The sequence below is a fragment of the Empedobacter sp. GD03739 genome (genome assembly GCF_029843245.1).
In the GTDB taxonomy this organism is placed as follows: Bacteria; Bacteroidota; Bacteroidia; order Flavobacteriales; family Weeksellaceae; genus Empedobacter; species Empedobacter falsenii_B.
Genome location: NZ_JAOCHX010000002.1, coordinates 137,808 through 157,238, shown reverse-complemented (window position 1 = coordinate 157,238; position 19,431 = coordinate 137,808). Strand labels below are relative to the sequence as shown.

Genomic DNA, 19,431 nt, shown 5'->3' with positions numbered 1-19,431 from the left:
TTGTTGATAAAATTCAAGTTAATGGTTCACTCATGTATTTTTTGTTTCTATCTTTGGGACAGGTAATTTTACAAAAATGATTCAGCCCAACTTTTTAAAAGAAGGTGATAAAATAGCAATTGTAGCTCCAGCCAAACAAATGTTGTTTGGAGAATTGGACGAAGTAATTCAATTAATAAAAACTTGGAAATTAACTCCTGTATTAGGAGAAAATGTTTATGCTGAATTTGATTTGGGATATCATTATGCAGGAACAGACGAAATCAGAACCGAAGATTTTCAATGGGCGTTGGATGATTCCGAAATCAAAGCAATTTGGTGCGCGCGTGGTGGATATGGTTCAGTAAAAATTATCGACGAATTAGATTTAACAAATTTCAAAAAATCTCCAAAATGGATAATTGGTTATTCTGATATCACTATTTTTCATAATCATTTTAACCGATTAGGTTTTCAAACAATACATGGTGTTACAGCGAAGAAATTAGCAAATACCGAATATCATCCAACATCTTATCAAAGTGTTTATGAAGCATTGTTTGGACATGAAATTAATTATGAAATTCAATCACATGCTTACAATAATTTAGGTAAAACTGAAGGCGAATTAATTGGCGGAAATCTTTCGATTGTGTATTCACTTTTGGGGAGCGAATCTGCAATTACAAATCCTTCGGATAAGATTTTATTTTTAGAAGATTGGTTCGAGAATTGGTATGCAGTTGATCGAATGTTGATGAATCTTAAACGCAACGGAATCCTCACTCAAGTAAAAGGAATTATTTTAGGAAATTTTACACACATGGATACGGAAGAAGAAAATGCTGATAACTACAATCATCCATTCGATCCAAAAACTTTCGAAGTCATTCATAGTTTTACAAAAAAAATAAATATTCCAGTAGCTTTCGGATTTCCTGCGGGGCATACAGGTCACAATGTTGCGCTAAAAATGGGGGCAAAAGTTCAGCTAAATGTTACTTCAAATAATGTAACTTTGCATCATTATACAAACAAATATGAAACAAGATAATTTAACAGTTATTACTCACCCGTTGGTAAAAGCAAAAATTACGCAAATGCGTGATAAAAACACAACAACGAAAGAATTTGGTGAATTAGTAGACGAAATTTCAGGTTTAATGTGTTACGAAATTACACGTAACATCGAGCTTGAAGAAGTAGAAGTTGAAACGCCAATTACCAAAACAATCGGTTACAAATTAAAAGGAAATGATATGGCTATCGTTCCAATTTTACGTGCTGGATTGGGAATGGTAAAAGGGATTCATCAATTAATTCCAACAGCTAAAGTTGGTCATATTGGGCTTTACCGCGATCATGATACATTGCAACCAGTTGAGTATTTGTGTAAGCTCCCAACTGATTTAGATTCTCGTGATGTGATTTTGGTTGATCCAATGTTAGCTACAGGAGGTTCTGCAATCAAAGCAATCGAAATTTTAAAAGAAAAAGGAGCAAAATCTGTTCGTTTGGCTTGTTTAGTTGGTTGTCCAGAAGGAGTGGAAGCAGTACAAAATGTTTATCCAGAAGTTCCAATTTTCTTGGCTGCTTTGGATGAAAAATTGAATGAAAATGGATACATCGTTCCAGGTTTAGGTGATGCTGGAGATCGTTTGTACGGAACAAAATAATTTTTTTGAATGAGTATTAGTTACGATTTCGGAAAAGAAGCAGAAGATTTTGCCGTTAATTATTTAATCCAAAATGGATACAAAATATTGGCTCGAAATTATTTTTACAGAAAAGCCGAAATCGATATTATTGCTCAATTTGAAAATGAGATTGTTATTATAGAGGTTAAGAGTCGTACTTCAAATTATGTTGCGGAGCCAGAAAGTTCTATTAACACAAAGAAGAAGAAATTGTTAATTCTTGCCGCAGATGATTTTATTCAGAAAAATAATTTTATTTCTGAGGTAAGATTTGATATTTTAGCACTTTTAAAAAAACAACAATCTTGGAGCGTAAATCATATCAAAAATGCATTTAATGCTTCGGAAATTTAATCAACTTTTATGGAAGTATTTATGAGTCTTTTTGACTTTATTATGCATATCGACCAACATTTAGCAGAGTTTGCAAATGAATATGGTTTGTGGTTGTATGCAATTTTATTTTTAATCATTTTCGTGGAAACAGGTGTGGTTGTGATGCCATTTTTACCTGGAGATTCACTGTTGTTTGCGGCAGGTATGTTGGCTGCGCAAGAAACAAATGATATGAATGTGTGGATTATGATTGCAATTCTTTTGGTGGCCGCTATACTCGGTGATACGTTGAACTATACCATTGGAAAAAAAGTTGGTTACAAAGCAACTAAAGTGAAGATTTTTGGTAAAAATTTCATCCAAGAAGAACATATCAATAAAACGCATGAGTTCTACGAAAAATACGGTTCAAAAACCATTGTAATTGCTCGTTTTGTACCAATAGTAAGAACTTTAGCGCCTTTTGTTGCAGGAATTGGACGAATGGGATATTCTATTTTCATTACATATAATGTAATTGGAGCTGTGTTATGGGTTGTTGGTTTAACGCTTATTGGATACTTTTTAGGAAATATAGAATGGGTTCAAAATAATTTTTCTAAAGTAATTTTAGGAATAACAATCGCTTCTGTACTTCCAATTTTAGTGGAAATTATCAAAGAAAAGTTCGGCAAAAAAAAGGTAGCTGAACAAGAATAACTATAAAAACTTAACTCGACTTCGGTCGAGTTTTTTTATACCTTTAAATCATGGAAATTTTAGATTATATTCTACATATCGATAAATATTTAGAAACCATTTTGAATGATTATCAACATTGGTTTTACTTGATTTTATTTCTCTTAATCTTTATCGAAACAGGTTTGGTTGTCATGCCTTTTTTACCTGGAGATTCGCTTTTATTTGCAGCAGGGATGTTAGCTGCGGCTTTTCCAGCTCAACTCAATATTTATATTGTATTAGGTTTACTTTGGATCGCGGCAATTGCAGGCGACACAGTCAATTATACGATTGGGAAAACCTTAGGAACGAAATTAGTTACAACTAAAATTTTCGGTAAACGAATTATTAAAGATTCTGCGATACTAAAGACCGAAGATTTCTTTACAAAATATGGTTCAAAAACCATTGTAATTGCACGTTTTGTTCCGATTGTAAGAACGCTTGCACCTTTCGTTGCAGGGATTTCTAAAATGCATTATGGTACATTTATTATATATAATTTTATCGGAGGAACAATTTGGGTTTTCGGGATTACATTGGCTGGCTATTTCCTTGGAACAATTCCATTTATCAAAAACAATTTCGAAATTGTCGTAATGGCAATTATTGTGTTTTCTTTGGTTCCAATTATTGTAGAATTCGTCAAAGAGAAAATAAAAAAATAAAAAATGAGTACAGAAAATTCGATTTTCATCATCTTACTTTTGTTGATAATCTTTTTACCAATTATTTTATTTATCATTGAGTCTCAAAAAGAATATAAACACGAAAATGATGAAGTTATTCGCGTCAAAATTGGTTTTTTAAGCTATATTTCAGTTTTTAATATGATTCTTTTTGCAATTCTTTGTCTTACTTTTTTATTTATAGCTTATCAATTATTGTTTGTGACAGATTTCATTTTAACTAACATAATTATTGGAATGATTTTTTTGATACTATTCTTTGTTTTTACCATTCCAGTTGCCAATACTTACAATCATCTCTTACATGAATCTAAGCGAGAAATTTATTTTTTCAGGAATAAAAAGGTTTTGTTCGTTGTAGAAAAAGAATCAGAAATTACTATTGATTTAGAAGATGAAATGATTGAAATCAATCACGAAGTTTCTAATAAAAGTTCTAAATATCAAACTGGTCATGGTAAATATAATTTTATTCAGAATGATGAAATTATTCCAATTTCAGATTTAATCAAATTTCCGCAAGATTTTCTTGATCAAAATAATATTGAGCAAGTTAAAGTTTCGAAACTTTTTATTTGGATTTAGATAATCATTCAAATAATTCGTATCTTCTATTTTTAAAAATATCAATCAATGAAAAACCTATTAATTATTTGTTCTATCCTTTTTTCTTTTGTTGTAAATGCACAACAAGGTTATCCTGTTCCTCCAAAATCAGAAAATAGATTATTTTACATTCAACACAACGACAATAAAAATACGTTTGTTTACGATGCACTTTTTTCGAGCAAAGGAATTTTAGATGATGATAATCCAGTTGATATTTATCGCATTCTTTATGCTGAAGATGGCTCAAAAAAGCCCTTGACTTCTATACAAAAGAAATTGGCATATGGTTTAGATATTAAGAAAATTGAAAAGAATGTTTTTCAGTTGACATTAGTATCTTATCCAACTCAAAAATTAACGCTTAAGCTTGATTCTCAAAAAAATCCAATTGTTCAAACAACTGTTAATAACAAGTTGATAACACTGAATCGTGTTTTCTTAAAACAGAAGAAAGGAACGGCTGGAATTTCGGTAAAGCTTGATTATATTTTATTTTACGGAAAAGATAAAAACGGAAAATCTGTAGAAGAGAAAATTGTTCTCTAAAAAATTCTTCCTAAATTAGAATCTGTTAGACGCAATTTAATAGCATATGATCGAAGTAAGAGAGGTGAATACGCCAAGTGAAATGAAGAAATTTGTCGATTTACCTTTTGAAGTGTATAAAGATAATCCGTATTGGGTGCCTTCTTTAAAGAAAGATGAACTCGCAAGTTTTGATAAAAATAATGCAATTTTTGAGACGGTTGAAGCTAACTATTTTTTAGCTTACAAAGGAAAAGAAGTCGTTGGACGAATTGTTTCGATTATTAATTGGACCGAAGTAAAAGAACTTGGAAAGACTAAAATTCGGTTTGGTTGGTTAGTTTTTAAAGATGATATCAACATTTTAAAAGCTTTATTAACAACTGTTGAAAACATTGCTAAAAATAATAAACTGAGTTATATAGAAGGTCCGATGGGATTTTCGAATATGGATAAAGCTGGATTATTAACAGAAGGATTTGATAAAGTTGCCACTTTGATCGGTTTATATAATTACGAATATTATCCAATATATTTGCAAGAATTAGGTTATCAACCAAAAGCCGAGTGGTTAGAATATTCTATTGATATTGCCAATTTGGGCAAGGTAAAGCAAATGGATAAATTGTGTGAAATGCTCAAAAAACGTTACGAAATAGATACGTATAAATTTGATACAATTGACGAAATGTTACCTTACGTAGATGAGATGTTCGATTTGTTGAATGTGACGTATGCAGAATTGCAAAGTTTTGTTCCGATAGAAAAATTTCAGGTTGAACATTACAAAAAGAAATATCTAAAATTTATTCATCCTGATTTTATTTCGTGTGTAAAAGATAAAAACAACAAAATGATTGCTTTTGCGATTACAATGCCTTCATTTTCGAAAGCATTTCAGAAAACGAAAGGAAAATTGTTTCCATTTGGTTGGTGGCATTTGATGCAAGCGCAAAAAAAGAACGATCATGTCGAATTTTATTTGATAGGAATTGATCCTCATTATCAAAATAAAGGTGTAAATGCCTTGATTTTTAAAGAACTTTATGATCGATTTATAGCAAGAGGGATTAAAACTTTAGAAACGAACCCTTTGCTTGAGGAAAATACAAAAGTGCAACAATTATGGAAAAACTTTGATCCTGTTGTTCACAAGCGACGAAAAACATTTTATAAAAATATAGAAGCATAAAAAAAGGTTAGGATTTTGTCCTAACCTTTTTAATTGAAATAATAATTAATCTTGATTGTCTTCTTTCCAATCTTTGATTGTACTTTCAATTTCTTCTCTAGATTTTCCTGTTTTTTCCTGAATTTTACCTACAACTTCATCGTATTTTCCTTCAGCATAAACTTTGTCATCATCAAACCAATCACCATATTTTTGTTTTACAGCACCTTTGATTCGATTCCATTTTCCTTCTAATTCTAATTTGTCCATAATTTTTTGTTTTATAAGTTGTAAATAGATTTATACTATATGTTGAACAAATATTAAACCATAGATTTCGAAAGACTTATAAAAAAATGTTAAATAAAATATAGGAATATTGGTTTAGAATACTGCGAAGTAAATCAAAATAATGATGATAATAACAACCACTATAAATTCAAAAATGGGGATAGTTCTCCCTCCAGATTTCAAATTTCTTTTTCTTTTCGAATACATACCAAACAACTTGTAACCAAATAATTATCTAAATTTATAAAAAATATTATAAAGTAATAAGTCATAAAAAAAAGACTTTGAAATATTTTTCAAAGTCTTTGCTGTTGTACGGGCGGGGAGACTCGAACTCCCACACCTTGCGGCACTAGATCCTAAGTCTAGCGTGTCTACCAATTCCACCACGCCCGCTAAAATCTCACCGATTTGGATTGCAAATATACACAAGTTTTCTTTCTAACAAAATTTCGAAATAAAATTTTTTTAATCTTTTTTTACATTCTAAATTTGTACAAAGCTTTTACAAAAATGGAAATTACAGGAAGAATTAAGAAAGTATTTGAAACTCAAAATATTACTGCAAGTTTCAAGAAAAGAGAATTTGTTGTTACAACGCAAGAACAATATCCACAAGATATTTTAATTGAGCTTACACAAGATAAGACTGATGTGTTGAATGCTTACAAACCTGGTGATGAAGTGAAAGTTTCTATCAATATTCGTGGTCGTGAGTGGATTAATCCAGAAGGAGTAGCAAGATATTTTAATACAATCCAAGCGTGGAGAATTGAGAATATGGCGAATGCAGCTGCACAAGCACCTCAAGGTTACGATAATTTTGCACCAGCGCCTCCAGTTGATACTTTTTCTAATGGAGATGATGATGATTTACCATTCTAAGTAAAAAAACATCAATTAATACTAAACGTGTTCTTTATTGGACACGTTTTTTTAATTTTATATAAATTATACACAAAACGATATGTATTGGTTAAGTTCTGATTTAATCTTTCCTGATTACGATGAAGTGAATAGCGAGGGAATTATAGCTGTTGGAGGAGATCTTTCGCCAGAACGCCTAATTTTGGCTTATCAGAAAGGAATTTTTCCTTGGTTTAATGAAGAAGATCCAATTATTTGGTGGTTTCCACAAGATCGATTTGTTTTGTTTCCAGAAAATTTGCATGTTTCGAAATCGATGAAGAAAGTTTTTCGAGATCAAACATTTACCTATTCAGAGAATAAAGCGTTTCGAGAAGTGATTACAAATTGTTCGCAAGCGTATAGAAAAGATCAGGACGGAACATGGATTACGAATGATATGATCGAAGCATATTGTACGTTACATGAAATGGGAATTGCTAAAAGTATCGAAGTTTGGCAAAACGACGAATTGGTTGGTGGTTTTTATGGAATTGATATAGGCGATATTTTTTGTGGAGAAAGTATGTTTGCGAAAGTAAGCAATGCTTCCAAAGCGGGTTTTATACAGTTTGTTGCAAAATATCACAAGAAATATAAATTGATCGATTGTCAGGTTTATACCGAACATTTAGCGAGTTTGGGCGCAATGGAAATTCCGAGTGATGTTTTTTTGGAGTATTTAGAACATAATCAATCAAAATAATATGAAAAAATTTACAGTTGCCGATATAGAAAAAGCACACGAAAAAGTGAAATCTGGAGCAGATTTTCCGAATTATATCAAAGAGATTAAATTTTTAGGCGTTATAGCTTTCGAGACTTGGGTGATAGATAGTCATACAAATTATTTTGGGACAGATAATTTTGAAAAAACTTCTGATGCACAATATGATGATTTAATGATTGTAGATGATGTAAATATTGAAAAGTTTACAGCGTATCTAAAAATTCATCAAAAAGGTGAGACTAATTATTTTACGTTTTGTAAACATTGCGCAGAAACAGGCGTAGAGAAATGGATTGTTTCTTTAGAAGATTATACGTGTACTTATTTTGACAAAAACGGAAATATGATATTAAATGAAAAAATCCCGCATTAATAGCGGGATTTTTTATGATTTACTATCAATTTACTTCGTAAAAGTAATAGGATATTTTAGATTGCTATACTCGTTAAGATCTGCATTTAACGATCCAACTAATAACCCAGCTTTTATTTTTAGCGGAACTAAGTTATCATCGTCAGAAATCCACATCGTAACCGATTCTGATTCTTTGAAAACACGACCAGATTGTACGTATGGACGAATTTTAATTGCTGCAATTTTCCCGAATTTTGTTTTTAGGGTTTCACGTCCCAAAACTTTCAATCGAAATTTAAGCGTTTCATCACCAAGAAAAATATTTTCGTTCAAATAATCTCCTGTTTTAAGAGTGGTATGATTGGCATTACGTAAGCTATAAAAAGCAGAAAGTAAATCTTGCGCATCGTAAGGAATCGTTTCTGTTGTAACTTTTCCATCTCGTTTATTTTCAACTTTTGCTTTTCTATTGGCATGATCAAAATAATAGATTTGATGACGTTTGTAACTTCCTTCTACAATATTTCGAACAAATTTTGTAGGTTTCAAATCTGTTTTGTCAATATACGATTCGTAATTATCATCTACCTTAAAAAAAGCACGCACAGCACCTGTTGAAGTTCCTTTTCCTATGATGTGATAATGGCTTTTTCCATTCAATGTAGCTTCTCTTACATCAATGGAAGCAAAACCTGCATTCAATCCAGAATAATGAACTCTAAATTTTAGATTTTCGCCAACTTTGTAGTTGTTTTGAGCATTTAAAGGCAATGCAAATGAAAGGACAATAAAAGTAAAAAATAAAATATATTTTTTCATTTTGAATTTTTGGTTTTGAGGTTAAGATTCAAATTGTTTGCCAAAAATAATAAAACGCCTTTATAAATTGATATAAAGGCGTTTTAATTTATGAGAATCTAATGATATTCTAATTTTCTTCTTTTAAGGAAGATATTTGATCTGCTTCAGTTGAAGTTTCAAAATCTGAAACATTGATAACCGAAACTATTTCTGGAACATATTTTTTGATGGTCATTTCAACACCAGACTTTAAGGTCATTTGGTTGACAGAACATGCTATACATGCACCTGTAAGGCGAACTTTTACAATATTATCTTCTACAGATACTAATTCGATATCGCCTCCATCTGAATTTAAGAATGGTCTAATTTCAGTTAAGGCCTTTTCAACTTCTGAATATTTTTCTTCTGGAGTCATGATCTTTTACTTTTTTTAATTTTTTGCCGAACAACCTGCCATCGTTGTAATACGAACGGCTTCTGTTGGAGGCAAAGTATTGTTACGTTCTACTAAACTTTGTACTGCGTTACGTGCAATTTCTTTGTAAACATTAGCTACAACAGTATCTTCTTGCATTGCAGCTGGACGACCAACGTCAGCAGCTTCGCGAATAGATTGTACAATTGGAATTTCGCCTAAGAAAGGAACACCAATTTGTTCTGCTAAGTTCTTTGCACCATTTTGTCCAAAGATATAATATTTGTTGTTAGGTAATTCTTCTGGTGTAAAATACGCCATATTTTCTACAATTCCTAAAACTGGAACATTAATCGCTTCCATTTGGAACATTCCAACTCCTTTTTTTGCATCTGCTAATGCAATATTTTGAGGCGTAGAAACTACAACAGCTCCTGTAATTGGAACTTGTTGAACGATAGATAAATGAATGTCACCTGTTCCTGGAGGTAAGTCGATTAATAAGAAATCTAATTCTCCCCAATGTGCATCACGAATCATTTGATTCAATGCTTTTGCAGCCATCGGTCCTCTCCAAACAATTGCTTGATCTGTATCAGCAAAGAATCCAATTGATAATAATTTAATTCCGTAAGCTTCTACTGGTTTTATTTTCGTTTTTCCATTAACTTCTACAGAATATGGACGAGCATCTTGACAATCGAACATAATTGGCATAGAAGGTCCGTAGATATCAGCATCTAATAAACCTACCTTGAATCCCATGTTTGCTAAACTTATTGCTAAGTTTGATGAAACAGTAGATTTACCAACACCACCTTTACCTGATGCTACAGCGATAATATTTTTAACACCTGGCAATTCAGAACCTTTGATTTCGTTCGGATTTTTTTCTTCAACTTCAACAGAAATGTTAAGTTTAAGATTTGACTCAGGTAAATTTTCTTTAAATGCATTTTTCAACGCAATTTCCAAACGCTTGCGTTCGTGCATTGCAGGCGAAGGAGAAACAATATCCAATATAATATCATTTCCCATCACTTGAGCGTTACGCATCCAATTGCGAATACCTAATTCTTCTAATACTTGATATATTTGATCTCTTGTGTAAGCCATCTTTTAATTTTAATGAGACAAAATTACGAAGAATCAAAGACTTTAAATAATCTAAAAACGTGATTTTAATTGTTTTGCTTTATAATTTGATAAATAGACTTAATTTGATGTATATTTAAACTTTAAATCTGACTATGGAAGAGCATATTATTTATCTGACGAATATAAGAAAACAGATTATTGATGAGCTTGAACAACACTCTCTGAAACAACTACTTTATATACCTGTTGGCTATAAAAACAATTTGTTTTGGAATGCGGCTCACGTTTTGGCAACACAGCAATTGATCCATTATTATTTAACCGATAATAGGATGTTGGTCGATATTCAGTTTATTCAGAAGTATAAAAAAGGAACAATCGGAAATACGGAAGTAACGGAAGAAGATGTGACAGAATTGAAGGAAATGTTGGAAAGTACACCAATGCAGATGTTCAAGGATTATCGTTCGGAAAAACTATCGTATTATCGATCATATAAAACAAGTTTTGGTATGACGCTAGAATCGATTGAAGATGCAATTTTGTACAACAACATTCACGAAGCAATGCATTTGGGCTATATGATGGCGATGAAAAAGAATATTCCTTTTTAAAATTGAGAATAAAATTTAAAAATTTAGATGTTAACATACAGAGATGCTAAACGAAGCGATTTAGAAAAAATAACAGAAATTTATAATTCTACAATAGCTTCGCGATTAGTAACTGCCGATACAGAACCAGTTTCAGTTGAAAGTAAAGTAAAATGGTTCGAAGAACATTCTTCTGAAAAAAGACCACTTTGGGTTGTAGAAAATGAGTCGAAAGACATTGTAGGATGGGTAAGTTTTCAATCTTTTTATGGAAGACCAGCTTATGATGCAACTGTGGAAATCAGCATTTATTTAGATGCAGCGCAACGTGGAAGAGGTTTAGGAAAGCAAGTGTTGGAATATAGCATTACGAAAGCACCAGAATTTGGAATTAAAACGATTTTAGGTTTTATTTTTTCGCATAATGAACCGAGCTTGAAATTATTCAAACATTTTGGTTTCGAAGAATGGGGAAACTATCCCAATATTGCAATATTAGACGGAATAGAAAGAAGTTTAACTATTTTAGGAAAACGAATCGCATAAAAAACCCTCACTTTAAATGAAGTGAGGGTTTTTGTTTATCAGATAAATTTTATTTCCCAATACTCCAAATCAGAGCTTTTTCTTTAGTTGCTCTGTAAATTGTAGCATGTTCTTCTTTCGGTTCTGGAGAATAATTCCATTGTAGATTTGGAAGTTTTTCTTGCGTTAAAATATTCTTCAAATCATCTGTATAAGGCAAAATATCACTTGCTCCAGATCCTGCAAACCATAACTTTTTTGGAGTTGAAGGAAATTTAGCTAAATCATTTTTTGCATTCAATAACATTTTGTGATTGTTCCACCAAAGTGAAGGATCAATTGCAATATAATAATCAAACATTTCTGGTTGTTTCAGAAAAGTTTCCATGATAAATAATCCAGCCAACGATTCGCCAATAATTCCTTTATTATTTTTAGTGCGATACTTTTTCGTGATTTCAGGAAATAACTCATCCTTGACAAAGTTTCTAAATTGATTAGAACCTCCCACAACATCGGCTATTTTTTTATCTTCTTCATTTTCAGTTGGTGGACTCAAATCTTTGCGACGTTGTATATTTTCTATTCCAACCAAAATAACTGGTTTTATTTTTTTCGAAGTAATCAAACTATCTAATGTGTTTGCAATATGTGGAAAATCTTCTTTTGTTCCGCCATCAGGCATATACAAAACGGATAACGAATCCTGAGAAGTCGAATATTCTATTGGAACCCAAACATTAATAACTCGTTTTTCATTTAGAATTTTAGAATCAATTGTAAATGTTTCGTGTTTCGGGATTGGATCGTTGTAAACAGGCAGATTAGAGTTTTTGCAAGATGTAAAAAAACTAATAGAGATTACAACTAATAAGTAGTTAAAAATCGATTTCATGTATTTCATATTAAAGTATTTATTCAAATATACAAAAATCATAAAGAGTTGATTTTCTATTTAATAAAAAAGACCACTAAAAAATAGTAGTCTTTCTCAAATTATTTTCAGAAGATTTTTAATATTCTAAAAATCTCACTTTATCTTCGATTGGTTGACGAATAGCTTCTGGGATTTCTCCATCAAATTTTCCCATATAGAAAACACCAACACATTTTTCACCTTCTTCCATAGTTGTAAACTCATCAACATTTGCAATTACATTTGCTGGAGAAGACCAATATGCACCAATATTTAAGGCACTTGCCATTAACCACATATTTTGAACAGCCATAGAGGTTGCAGCTAATTCTTCCCATTCAGGATTTTTTTCTGTGTTGATAAAATTGATTAAAACAATTTTATTCGACTTATCACATTTCTCAATTAATGCATTTATTTTTCTGTCGCTCAATTGATCTGTTGGCGTTCCTTGCACATAAACACGCTTTACGTATTCGCGGAAACGGTCTTTTGCAGGGCCTTCTAATACGACAAAACGCCAAGGTTCTGTTTTTTTATGAGATGGTGCCCAGTTTGCTGCCTCAAAAATTTGATTCAATTCTTCGCGTGTAATTTCTTCTTGTGTGTATTGCGGAGGAAATATAGAGCGTCTATTTTTTATGATTGATAATAAATCGTTTGCATTCATGTTGTAACAATTATTAATTTTATTCTACTAATCAAGCAAATTTACATTAATTTCAATAAAACCAACGTTAAGATGAAAACATTAGATTACAACAAAATTGAGTATTACAAAAACAATAAATTTCAATTTGATATTGGAAAATATTTCAATCAATCATTAGAACTTTTCCAAAATAATTGGCAGCCATTTGTTATTTATGCTCTTGTCGCAGCTATTATTTATATGTTTACTTCCTTCACTGTAATCGGATTGCTTTTTGTGATGTATCCACTTATAATGGGATTTATGATTGGAGCAGAACGTGCCGAAAACAAAATGTCAGTAGAACTAGGTGACTTTTTTGGAGGTTTCAAAAATATAGGAAGCTATTTCCTTTTAACACTTATCGTAATGGGAGTCGCAATAGTTGTAATGTTACCATACATTATTTTTTCTTTTTTACCACTTATGTTTAATGATCCCGAAAATGTAAACCCAGCATTAATGATTGGTTCATCGCTTTTTGGTATGTTATACATCTTAGTGGCGACAGTATTTTTATTGTTCTTACAAGCGTGTATTTATCTGGCTCCGTATCTTATTCATTATGGAAATATGAGCGCTATTGACGCAATGAAAACGTCTTATGCAATTGTGAAAAAGAATTTTTGGTGGATGGTTTTAATGGCGATTGTAGTTAGTCTGGTTGCTTCAATTGGTGCTATTGCTTGTTATGTAGGTGCTCTTGCAACGTATCCATTTGCTTATATTATGGTATATTTTATGTTAAAAGATATGATTTTGACAGATGATGAAAAAACAGAAATTGATCTACTTGGTACAAATCAAGAATAATATTAATTTTATCGAATGTTAGCAAAGCATTCGATTTTTACGAAAATGAATGAATTGGGAGCTGCAAAAGTTCCCTTTTTTTTTATGATCGATTTTTTGAAAGAAAATGGAGAAGTAATTCCGTTAAATGAATTACCTGATGAGATAAAATTTGAAATAGATTCACAAAAAAAAGAATCTTTTCAGAAAGATTTTAAATTCAATAAATTCCCGATTTCTTTCGACGAATATTTGCCAAAATTCAATTATGTTCACGATAATCTTTTGTTTGGAAATTCATATTTAACGAATTTAACGCTTCCAACAAAAATTGAAACTGATTTGACTTTACACGAAATTTTTCAGTTTTCTGAAGCAAAATATAAACTGAAATATAAAAACGAATTTGTTTGTTTTTCTCCCGAACGTTTTGTGAAAATTGAAGATCAAAAAATCTTTTCAAATCCAATGAAAGGAACCATTGATGCCTCGATTCTAAATGCGAAGCAACTTATTTTGAATGATGAAAAAGAAGCTGCCGAACATGCAACAATTGTCGATTTAATCAGAAATGATTTGAGTCTTGTTTCCGAAAATGTTGAGGTGATAAATTATCGCTACATGGATGAGGTGAAGACAAATGATGCAACACTTTTGCAAGTAAGTTCTGAGATAAAAGGCGATTTGAATGATGATTATAGTCAAAATTTAGGAACGATTTTCGATCAACTTTTACCTGCTGGTTCTATTTGCGGTGCGCCCAAAAAGAAAACCGTTGAAATTATTTTAGAAGCCGAGAAGTATCATCGAAATTTTTATACAGGAGTTTTTGGTGTTTTTGATGGCGAAAATCTTGATAGTGCTGTGATGATTCGTTTCATCGAAAATAATCAAGGTGAATTATTTTTCAAGAGTGGAGGAGGAATAACAGCAAAAAGTAAGGCAAAAGCAGAGTACGAAGAATTAATTCAGAAAGTATATGTTCCAATTTATTGAATCGATTTGTTGTGTAAACAAACAACTTCGAAATTTAGAATTTCATCAAGCGAGATTTGCTCGAACAAGAAATGATAATTTTACTGAAATCAATCCGATTTTATTGGACGAAATTATTAAGTTTCCGACAGACTTAACGGACGAAAAATATAAAGTTAGAATTGTTTATGATCGTGAAATTCAATCGGTAGAATTTCAACCGTATCAAATCAAACCAATTGAAAGTATTCAACTTTTTGAAATCGAAAATAAAATTGATTATTCCTACAAATATTTGGATCGTTGGTTTTTTGATGAGTATTTGAAAGAATCAAAAACAGATGATTTGGTCTTGGTAAAATCGAATTATATTACCGATTGTATTTATTCGAATATTGTTTTTTTTGATGGTTCTAAATGGATCACGCCACGAAGTTTTTTGTTGAAAGGAACAATGCGAGAAGCTTTGTTGCAATCAGGCGAAATCATTCAGAAAAATATAAAAGTTTCAGATCTAGTTAATTTTAAATCCTTTAAACGAATCAATGCAATGATGAATTTAGATGAAAGTCAAGAATTAGATATTTCATTGTTAATTAAATAACTCTATAAAATTGATAGAGTATTATTTGCATTTTCATTTTTTAACATTACCTTTGCATAACTTATCAAGAAAGGTGGAGGGATTGGCCCTGTGAAACCTTAGCAACCAGATGACTTATAATCTAAGGTGCTAAATCCAACCTATTAGAGGGAAAGATGAGTAAAAGTATTTCACTTTTATCTGTTGGTTTCTTGAAAGTTTTATGAAAATTAAAAATGAAAAGAAACAAATTTTTACTTGCTTCATTCGCATTTATTTGCGCATCTACACTTTTCGCTCAAGAAGTTGAAAAAGAGGAAACAAATCTTAACGAAGTTATTTTAATTGGTGGTCGTACATCAGAAAGAACGGTGGTTAATTCGTCGGTTCCTGTCGATATTATCGATGTTGAGAAATTGAAAACGTCTTCTCCTCAATTGAGTGTGAATGATATTTTGAATGTGGTTATTCCTTCTTTTAATTCGGTTCGTCAATCATCTGCCGATGGAACGGAGCATATTGATCCTGTGACGTTGCGTGGAATGGGACCAGATCAGGTTTTGGTTTTGATTAATGGAAAACGACGTCACACAACATCCTTAGTGAATTACCAAAATACGGTAGGGAATGGTTCTGTAGGAACAGATTTAGGTGCAATTCCGATTTCAGCAATTGATAAAATTGAAGTTTTACGTGATGGTGCGGCTGCACAATATGGTTCTGATGCGATTGCGGGAGTTGTAAATATTGTTTTGAAATCTAAACCAGGTGGTGACGCGTCTTTGACGTATGGTCAGACTTCTCGAAATGATGGAGAAACGTACAATTTTAACGGCAGTTATGGAACGAAATTAGGACAATCGGGTTCGATTGTTTTTTCGGCAGTTGTAAGTGAGCGCAAGAAAACGAATCGTTCGAAAGATCATAATTTAGATATTTTTGGAGATAATTTCGCCTACGATTTTGCAGATGATCCAGATGCTGCAAGAGCTGCGGATGACGCTAAAATTGCTGCTTTAGGGCTTTCGAGAAAAGATTTTAGATTTCAAATTGGAGATGCGGCAATCAAGAATCAACAATTTTTTGTAAATGCTGAAACGGCGATTAATGATCGATTAGATTTTTATTCATTTGGAGGAGTTTCGTTGCGCCAAGGTAATGGATTTGGTTTTAGAAGATTGCCAAGTGAATTGTCTGAAGATGCGTTAAAAATTTATCCAAATGGTTTTCAAGCAACGTTAAAATCTAATGTAAATGATTATTCAAATTCGACAGGATTACGTTATTCATATGATGGATGGAAAGTTGACTTGAGTAATACTTTTGGTTTAAATTCATTCAAATATGATTTAGAAAATTCAATTAATCAATCATTAGGTTTAAATTCTCCAACCGATTTTTATGCAGGGAAACATCAATTTTTACAAAATACAGTCAATTTAGATTTTTCGAAACGAATCAATCAAAATGTTAGCTTAGCGTTTGGAGGAGAATATCGTTTTGAACAATATAAAATCGAAGCAGGAGATGAAGCTTCTTACACAGGTTCTGGATCTGAATCTTTTGTAGGATTTTCTCCATTAAATGCTGTAAAAGGTGATCGTCATTCAGTTGTGGCTTATGTAGATGGAGAATTGAAATTTGGAGATTTTACGGCTGATTTAGCTGGACGATTCGAAAATTACTCAGATTTTGGAAGTACAATCAACGGAAAATTAGCGATGCGATATGAATACGCAAAAGGATATTCGGTTCGTGGAGCAATTTCGACAGGATTTAGAGCGCCTTCTTTGCAACAAAAATATTTTAGTAATTCATATACCGATTTATTCTTGAATGATAATGGAGATCAAGTTTTGGTAACAAAAGGAATTATCCGAAATGAGTCTGAATTGTCGAAAGAAATTGGTTTGGATAAATTGAAAGAAGAAAAATCAATCAATGCAAGTTTAGGTTTAACATTTCGTCCGACTTCAAAATTATTCATCACATTGGATGGATATTTTATAAAAGTTGATGACAGAATTGTTTTGACTTCTGATATTACAGATCCTGCTTTAGAAAAATATAATGTTGCGACAGCACGTATTTTTACGAATGCAATTGATACTGAAACCAAAGGTTTGGATTTAGTAATTTCCTATGATACTCGTTTAGGTCAAGGAAAATTGAATGCAAGTTTATCAGGAAATATCAATGAAACAAAGATTGTCGGTTATCATTTTCCAACAGCTTTGACAATTCCTACGGATGAATTTTTTGGTCCTGATCAAGTCAATATTATCGAATCGTTAAGTCCAAAAACAAAAGCAACTTTAGGATTGAATTATGCAATTTCTGGATTCAATTTTATGGTGCGTAACACGTATTTCGGAAAAGTGACAAAAGATGGATATCCTTGGGGAAGTATCCAAGAACACACGGGAAAAGTGGTGACGGATGCTTCGATTGGTTATGAGATTACAAAGAATTTCAACTTTACAATTGGTGCAAATAATTTGTTTGATGTTTTCCCAGACAAGCAAGTTTACGAAAATTCTTATTATGGAGTTTTTCCGTATGCACCGGTGCAAATGGGGATGACAGGAGCGTATTATTTTGCGCGTGCAAGTTTTAAATTTTAATCAATAATAAAATATTCTAAGTGTCAATTTTAATGTAAATTCAAACATTCAATTGGCACTTTTTTGTGTATGGCACATTCAAAAATTGGTTGGAAAACCGCAGCAGCTTTAGTGATTTCGAATATGATCGGAACAGGTGTTTTTACCAGTTTGGGTTATCAAATTTCTGATTTAAAAAATACAACTTCTATCTTATTATTGTGGTCAATAGGAGGATTGTTAGCGTTGATTGGCGCATTTATTTATTCGGAATTAGCTTCAAAATTTAAACAATCAGGAGGAGATTATATTTATTTATCTCGGACATTTCATCCCGTTTTTGGTTATTTATCAAGTTGGATTTCTTTATTCGTTGGTTTCTCAGCGCCGATTTCTTTAGCGGCTTTGGCAATGGGAAAATACTTGAATGTTTTCGGGTTTGATTTAGGAAAAGAATTTGCAATAGCCATGATTTTGATTGTTGCCGTTTTTCAATCATTCAGTCTAAATTTGAGTAGTAAATTTCAGAATATTTTTACTATTCTAAAAGTTGTATTTATTGTTGTTTTAATTGTTTTAGGTTTTTATTTTGCTCCAGCAGTTGAGCCAAATGCGGTAGTTTTTGATTCGACTTGGAAAAATGAATTGTTACTTCCTGCATTTGCGACGTCTTTGGTTTATGTTACTTTTGCTTATACAGGTTGGAATTCGGCTTCATACATCGTAGAAGAAATTGAGCAACCAAAACAAAACTTACCAAAAGCACTATTTATAGGCGTTATTTTTGTCACGATTTCTTATGTTTTGCTAAATTATGTTTTCTTGAAACATGCATCAGCAGGAACTTTGGCTGGACAAGAAAATGTTGCAAATATTTCGTTCGGTAATCTGCTTGGAAATAATGTAAAATGGGTGAGTTGCTTTATTGCTTTACAATTAATTGCGACGATTAGCGGTTATTTGTGGATTGGTTCTCGTTTGACGCAAGCCACAGCGCGCGAAAATAAATTGTGGAATTTTATGGCGAAAGAGAACAAAAATAGAATTCCAGTTCGTGCAATTTGGGTGCATACAGCAATTAGTATTTTGCTAATTTTTTCAGGAGATTTTGAAGTGATTTTTACCTATACATCGTTTGTTTTACAAATATTAGCAACATTAGCAGTTTGTACAGCTTTCTTTATCAAACAAGATCAATTAACTATTATCAAAAGTAAATTCTTTTATGTCTTACCTGCTATATTTTTAGCATTTAGTTTATATATCTGTTATTTCGTTTTGATGCAAAAACCAAAAGAAAGTTTATTTGGTTTAGGTATTATTGCATTAGGAATTGTATTATTCTATTTTGATAAAAGAATTGAGAAAAAAGATTAAATATTAGTTCATAATAACACAAAACCCACTCAAATTTGAGTGGGTTTTTAT

Annotated in this window: 24 protein-coding genes, 1 tRNA gene and 1 riboswitch; of the genes, 18 read left to right on the top strand and 7 right to left on the bottom strand. The window is 31.7% G+C overall.

The window, feature by feature from the left end; genetic code table 11:
- Positions 1–76: 76 nt before the first annotated feature.
- From N5E64_RS01620 to N5E64_RS01585, 8 genes are read left to right on the top strand one after another with little or no spacing between them, the layout of a single operon-like run.
- On the top strand, positions 77–1,033 hold the full coding sequence (locus N5E64_RS01620; RefSeq protein WP_280035412.1) for an LD-carboxypeptidase: 957 nt from the start codon (positions 77–79) through the stop codon (positions 1,031–1,033).
- Positions 1,020–1,655: a uracil phosphoribosyltransferase gene (upp, locus tag N5E64_RS01615; RefSeq protein WP_280035411.1), complete on the top strand. Its 636-nt coding sequence runs from the start codon at positions 1,020–1,022 to the stop codon at positions 1,653–1,655. Before N5E64_RS01620 ends, upp begins: the two co-directional genes overlap by 14 nt.
- Before the next feature lie 9 nt (positions 1,656–1,664).
- The gene (locus N5E64_RS01610; protein WP_114998692.1) at positions 1,665–2,030 is read left to right on the top strand and encodes a YraN family protein; all 366 of its coding nucleotides are present in this window, start codon (positions 1,665–1,667) and stop codon (positions 2,028–2,030) included.
- Between the two features lie 9 nt (positions 2,031–2,039).
- Positions 2,040–2,711 (top strand): DedA family protein, encoded by a 672-nt coding sequence (locus N5E64_RS01605; RefSeq protein WP_180905395.1) that lies wholly within the window; start codon positions 2,040–2,042, stop codon positions 2,709–2,711.
- A gap of 50 nt (positions 2,712–2,761) precedes the next feature.
- Positions 2,762–3,400 (top strand): VTT domain-containing protein, encoded by a 639-nt coding sequence (locus N5E64_RS01600; protein WP_280035410.1) that lies wholly within the window; start codon positions 2,762–2,764, stop codon positions 3,398–3,400.
- Positions 3,401–3,403: 3 nt separating this feature from the next.
- Entirely contained in the window at positions 3,404–4,006 is a 603-nt protein-coding gene (locus N5E64_RS01595; protein WP_114998695.1) for a hypothetical protein, read from the top strand.
- 48 nt (positions 4,007–4,054) lie between these two features.
- Positions 4,055–4,576, top strand: coding sequence for a DUF4833 domain-containing protein (locus N5E64_RS01590; protein ID WP_114998697.1), 522 nt, complete (start codon positions 4,055–4,057; stop codon positions 4,574–4,576).
- A 46-nt stretch (positions 4,577–4,622) separates the two neighbouring features.
- A complete protein-coding gene (locus N5E64_RS01585; protein ID WP_280035407.1) occupies positions 4,623–5,747 on the top strand; it encodes a GNAT family N-acetyltransferase in 1,125 nt (374 codons plus the stop codon).
- Between the two features lie 45 nt (positions 5,748–5,792).
- On the opposite strand, the gene N5E64_RS01580 is transcribed toward N5E64_RS01585, so the two are convergent.
- Positions 5,793–5,996 (bottom strand): CsbD family protein, encoded by a 204-nt coding sequence (locus tag N5E64_RS01580; RefSeq protein WP_038336421.1) that lies wholly within the window; start codon positions 5,994–5,996, stop codon positions 5,793–5,795.
- A 335-nt stretch (positions 5,997–6,331) separates the two neighbouring features.
- Positions 6,332–6,413: transfer RNA gene (locus N5E64_RS01575), tRNA-Leu, on the bottom strand.
- 117 nt (positions 6,414–6,530) lie between these two features.
- Here N5E64_RS01575 and N5E64_RS01570 point away from each other — a divergent pair.
- From N5E64_RS01570 to N5E64_RS01560, 3 genes are all read left to right on the top strand, one after another.
- Positions 6,531–6,902, top strand: a complete 372-nt coding sequence (locus N5E64_RS01570; protein WP_019976879.1) for a DUF3127 domain-containing protein — start codon at positions 6,531–6,533, stop codon at positions 6,900–6,902.
- Positions 6,903–6,984: 82 nt separating this feature from the next.
- A complete protein-coding gene (aat, locus tag N5E64_RS01565) occupies positions 6,985–7,629 on the top strand; it encodes a leucyl/phenylalanyl-tRNA--protein transferase (RefSeq protein WP_280035403.1) in 645 nt (214 codons plus the stop codon).
- A gap of 1 nt (position 7,630) precedes the next feature.
- Complete coding sequence (locus tag N5E64_RS01560) at positions 7,631–8,026, top strand: DUF1398 domain-containing protein (protein WP_125349574.1); 396 nt, start codon at positions 7,631–7,633, stop codon at positions 8,024–8,026.
- A 30-nt stretch (positions 8,027–8,056) separates the two neighbouring features.
- Here the strand turns inward: N5E64_RS01560 and N5E64_RS01555 are convergent, their stop codons facing one another.
- The 3 genes from N5E64_RS01555 to N5E64_RS01545 form a co-directional block, all read right to left on the bottom strand.
- Positions 8,057–8,827, bottom strand: a complete 771-nt coding sequence (locus N5E64_RS01555) for a DUF3108 domain-containing protein (RefSeq protein ID WP_280035402.1) — start codon at positions 8,825–8,827, stop codon at positions 8,057–8,059.
- Between the two features lie 109 nt (positions 8,828–8,936).
- A complete protein-coding gene (locus tag N5E64_RS01550; protein ID WP_114998704.1) occupies positions 8,937–9,227 on the bottom strand; it encodes a NifU family protein in 291 nt (96 codons plus the stop codon).
- A 15-nt stretch (positions 9,228–9,242) separates the two neighbouring features.
- A complete protein-coding gene (locus tag N5E64_RS01545) occupies positions 9,243–10,343 on the bottom strand; it encodes an Mrp/NBP35 family ATP-binding protein (protein WP_114998705.1) in 1,101 nt (366 codons plus the stop codon).
- Positions 10,344–10,477: 134 nt separating this feature from the next.
- Between N5E64_RS01545 and N5E64_RS01540 the strand changes: the two genes are divergently transcribed.
- A complete protein-coding gene (locus N5E64_RS01540; protein ID WP_038336414.1) occupies positions 10,478–10,939 on the top strand; it encodes a DinB family protein in 462 nt (153 codons plus the stop codon).
- 27 nt (positions 10,940–10,966) lie between these two features.
- On the top strand, positions 10,967–11,464 hold the full coding sequence (locus N5E64_RS01535; protein WP_280035400.1) for a GNAT family N-acetyltransferase: 498 nt from the start codon (positions 10,967–10,969) through the stop codon (positions 11,462–11,464).
- A gap of 49 nt (positions 11,465–11,513) precedes the next feature.
- Here N5E64_RS01535 and N5E64_RS01530 read toward each other — a convergent pair whose 3' ends face one another.
- A complete protein-coding gene (locus N5E64_RS01530; protein WP_280035399.1) occupies positions 11,514–12,347 on the bottom strand; it encodes an alpha/beta hydrolase in 834 nt (277 codons plus the stop codon).
- Positions 12,348–12,456: 109 nt separating this feature from the next.
- Entirely contained in the window at positions 12,457–13,029 is a 573-nt protein-coding gene (locus N5E64_RS01525; RefSeq protein ID WP_114998710.1) for a nitroreductase, read from the bottom strand.
- Positions 13,030–13,101: 72 nt separating this feature from the next.
- On the opposite strand from N5E64_RS01525, the gene N5E64_RS01520 reads away from it, so the two are divergent.
- The 5 genes from N5E64_RS01520 (at position 13,102) to N5E64_RS01500 (ending at position 19,380) form a co-directional block, all read left to right on the top strand.
- Complete coding sequence (locus N5E64_RS01520) at positions 13,102–13,863, top strand: hypothetical protein (RefSeq protein WP_280035398.1); 762 nt, start codon at positions 13,102–13,104, stop codon at positions 13,861–13,863.
- 15 nt (positions 13,864–13,878) lie between these two features.
- On the top strand, positions 13,879–14,838 hold the full coding sequence (locus tag N5E64_RS01515; protein WP_280035397.1) for an aminodeoxychorismate synthase component I: 960 nt from the start codon (positions 13,879–13,881) through the stop codon (positions 14,836–14,838).
- Positions 14,822–15,421, top strand: a complete 600-nt coding sequence (locus N5E64_RS01510; RefSeq protein ID WP_280035396.1) for an aminotransferase class IV — start codon at positions 14,822–14,824, stop codon at positions 15,419–15,421. Before N5E64_RS01515 ends, N5E64_RS01510 begins: the two co-directional genes overlap by 17 nt.
- A 58-nt stretch (positions 15,422–15,479) precedes the next feature.
- Positions 15,480–15,583: riboswitch (SAM riboswitch) on the top strand.
- A gap of 53 nt (positions 15,584–15,636) precedes the next feature.
- Complete coding sequence (locus N5E64_RS01505) at positions 15,637–18,024, top strand: TonB-dependent receptor (protein ID WP_280035395.1); 2,388 nt, start codon at positions 15,637–15,639, stop codon at positions 18,022–18,024.
- Between the two features lie 69 nt (positions 18,025–18,093).
- Positions 18,094–19,380: an APC family permease gene (locus N5E64_RS01500; RefSeq protein WP_125349567.1), complete on the top strand. Its 1,287-nt coding sequence runs from the start codon at positions 18,094–18,096 to the stop codon at positions 19,378–19,380.
- The last annotated feature ends 51 nt before the right edge of the window (positions 19,381–19,431 follow it).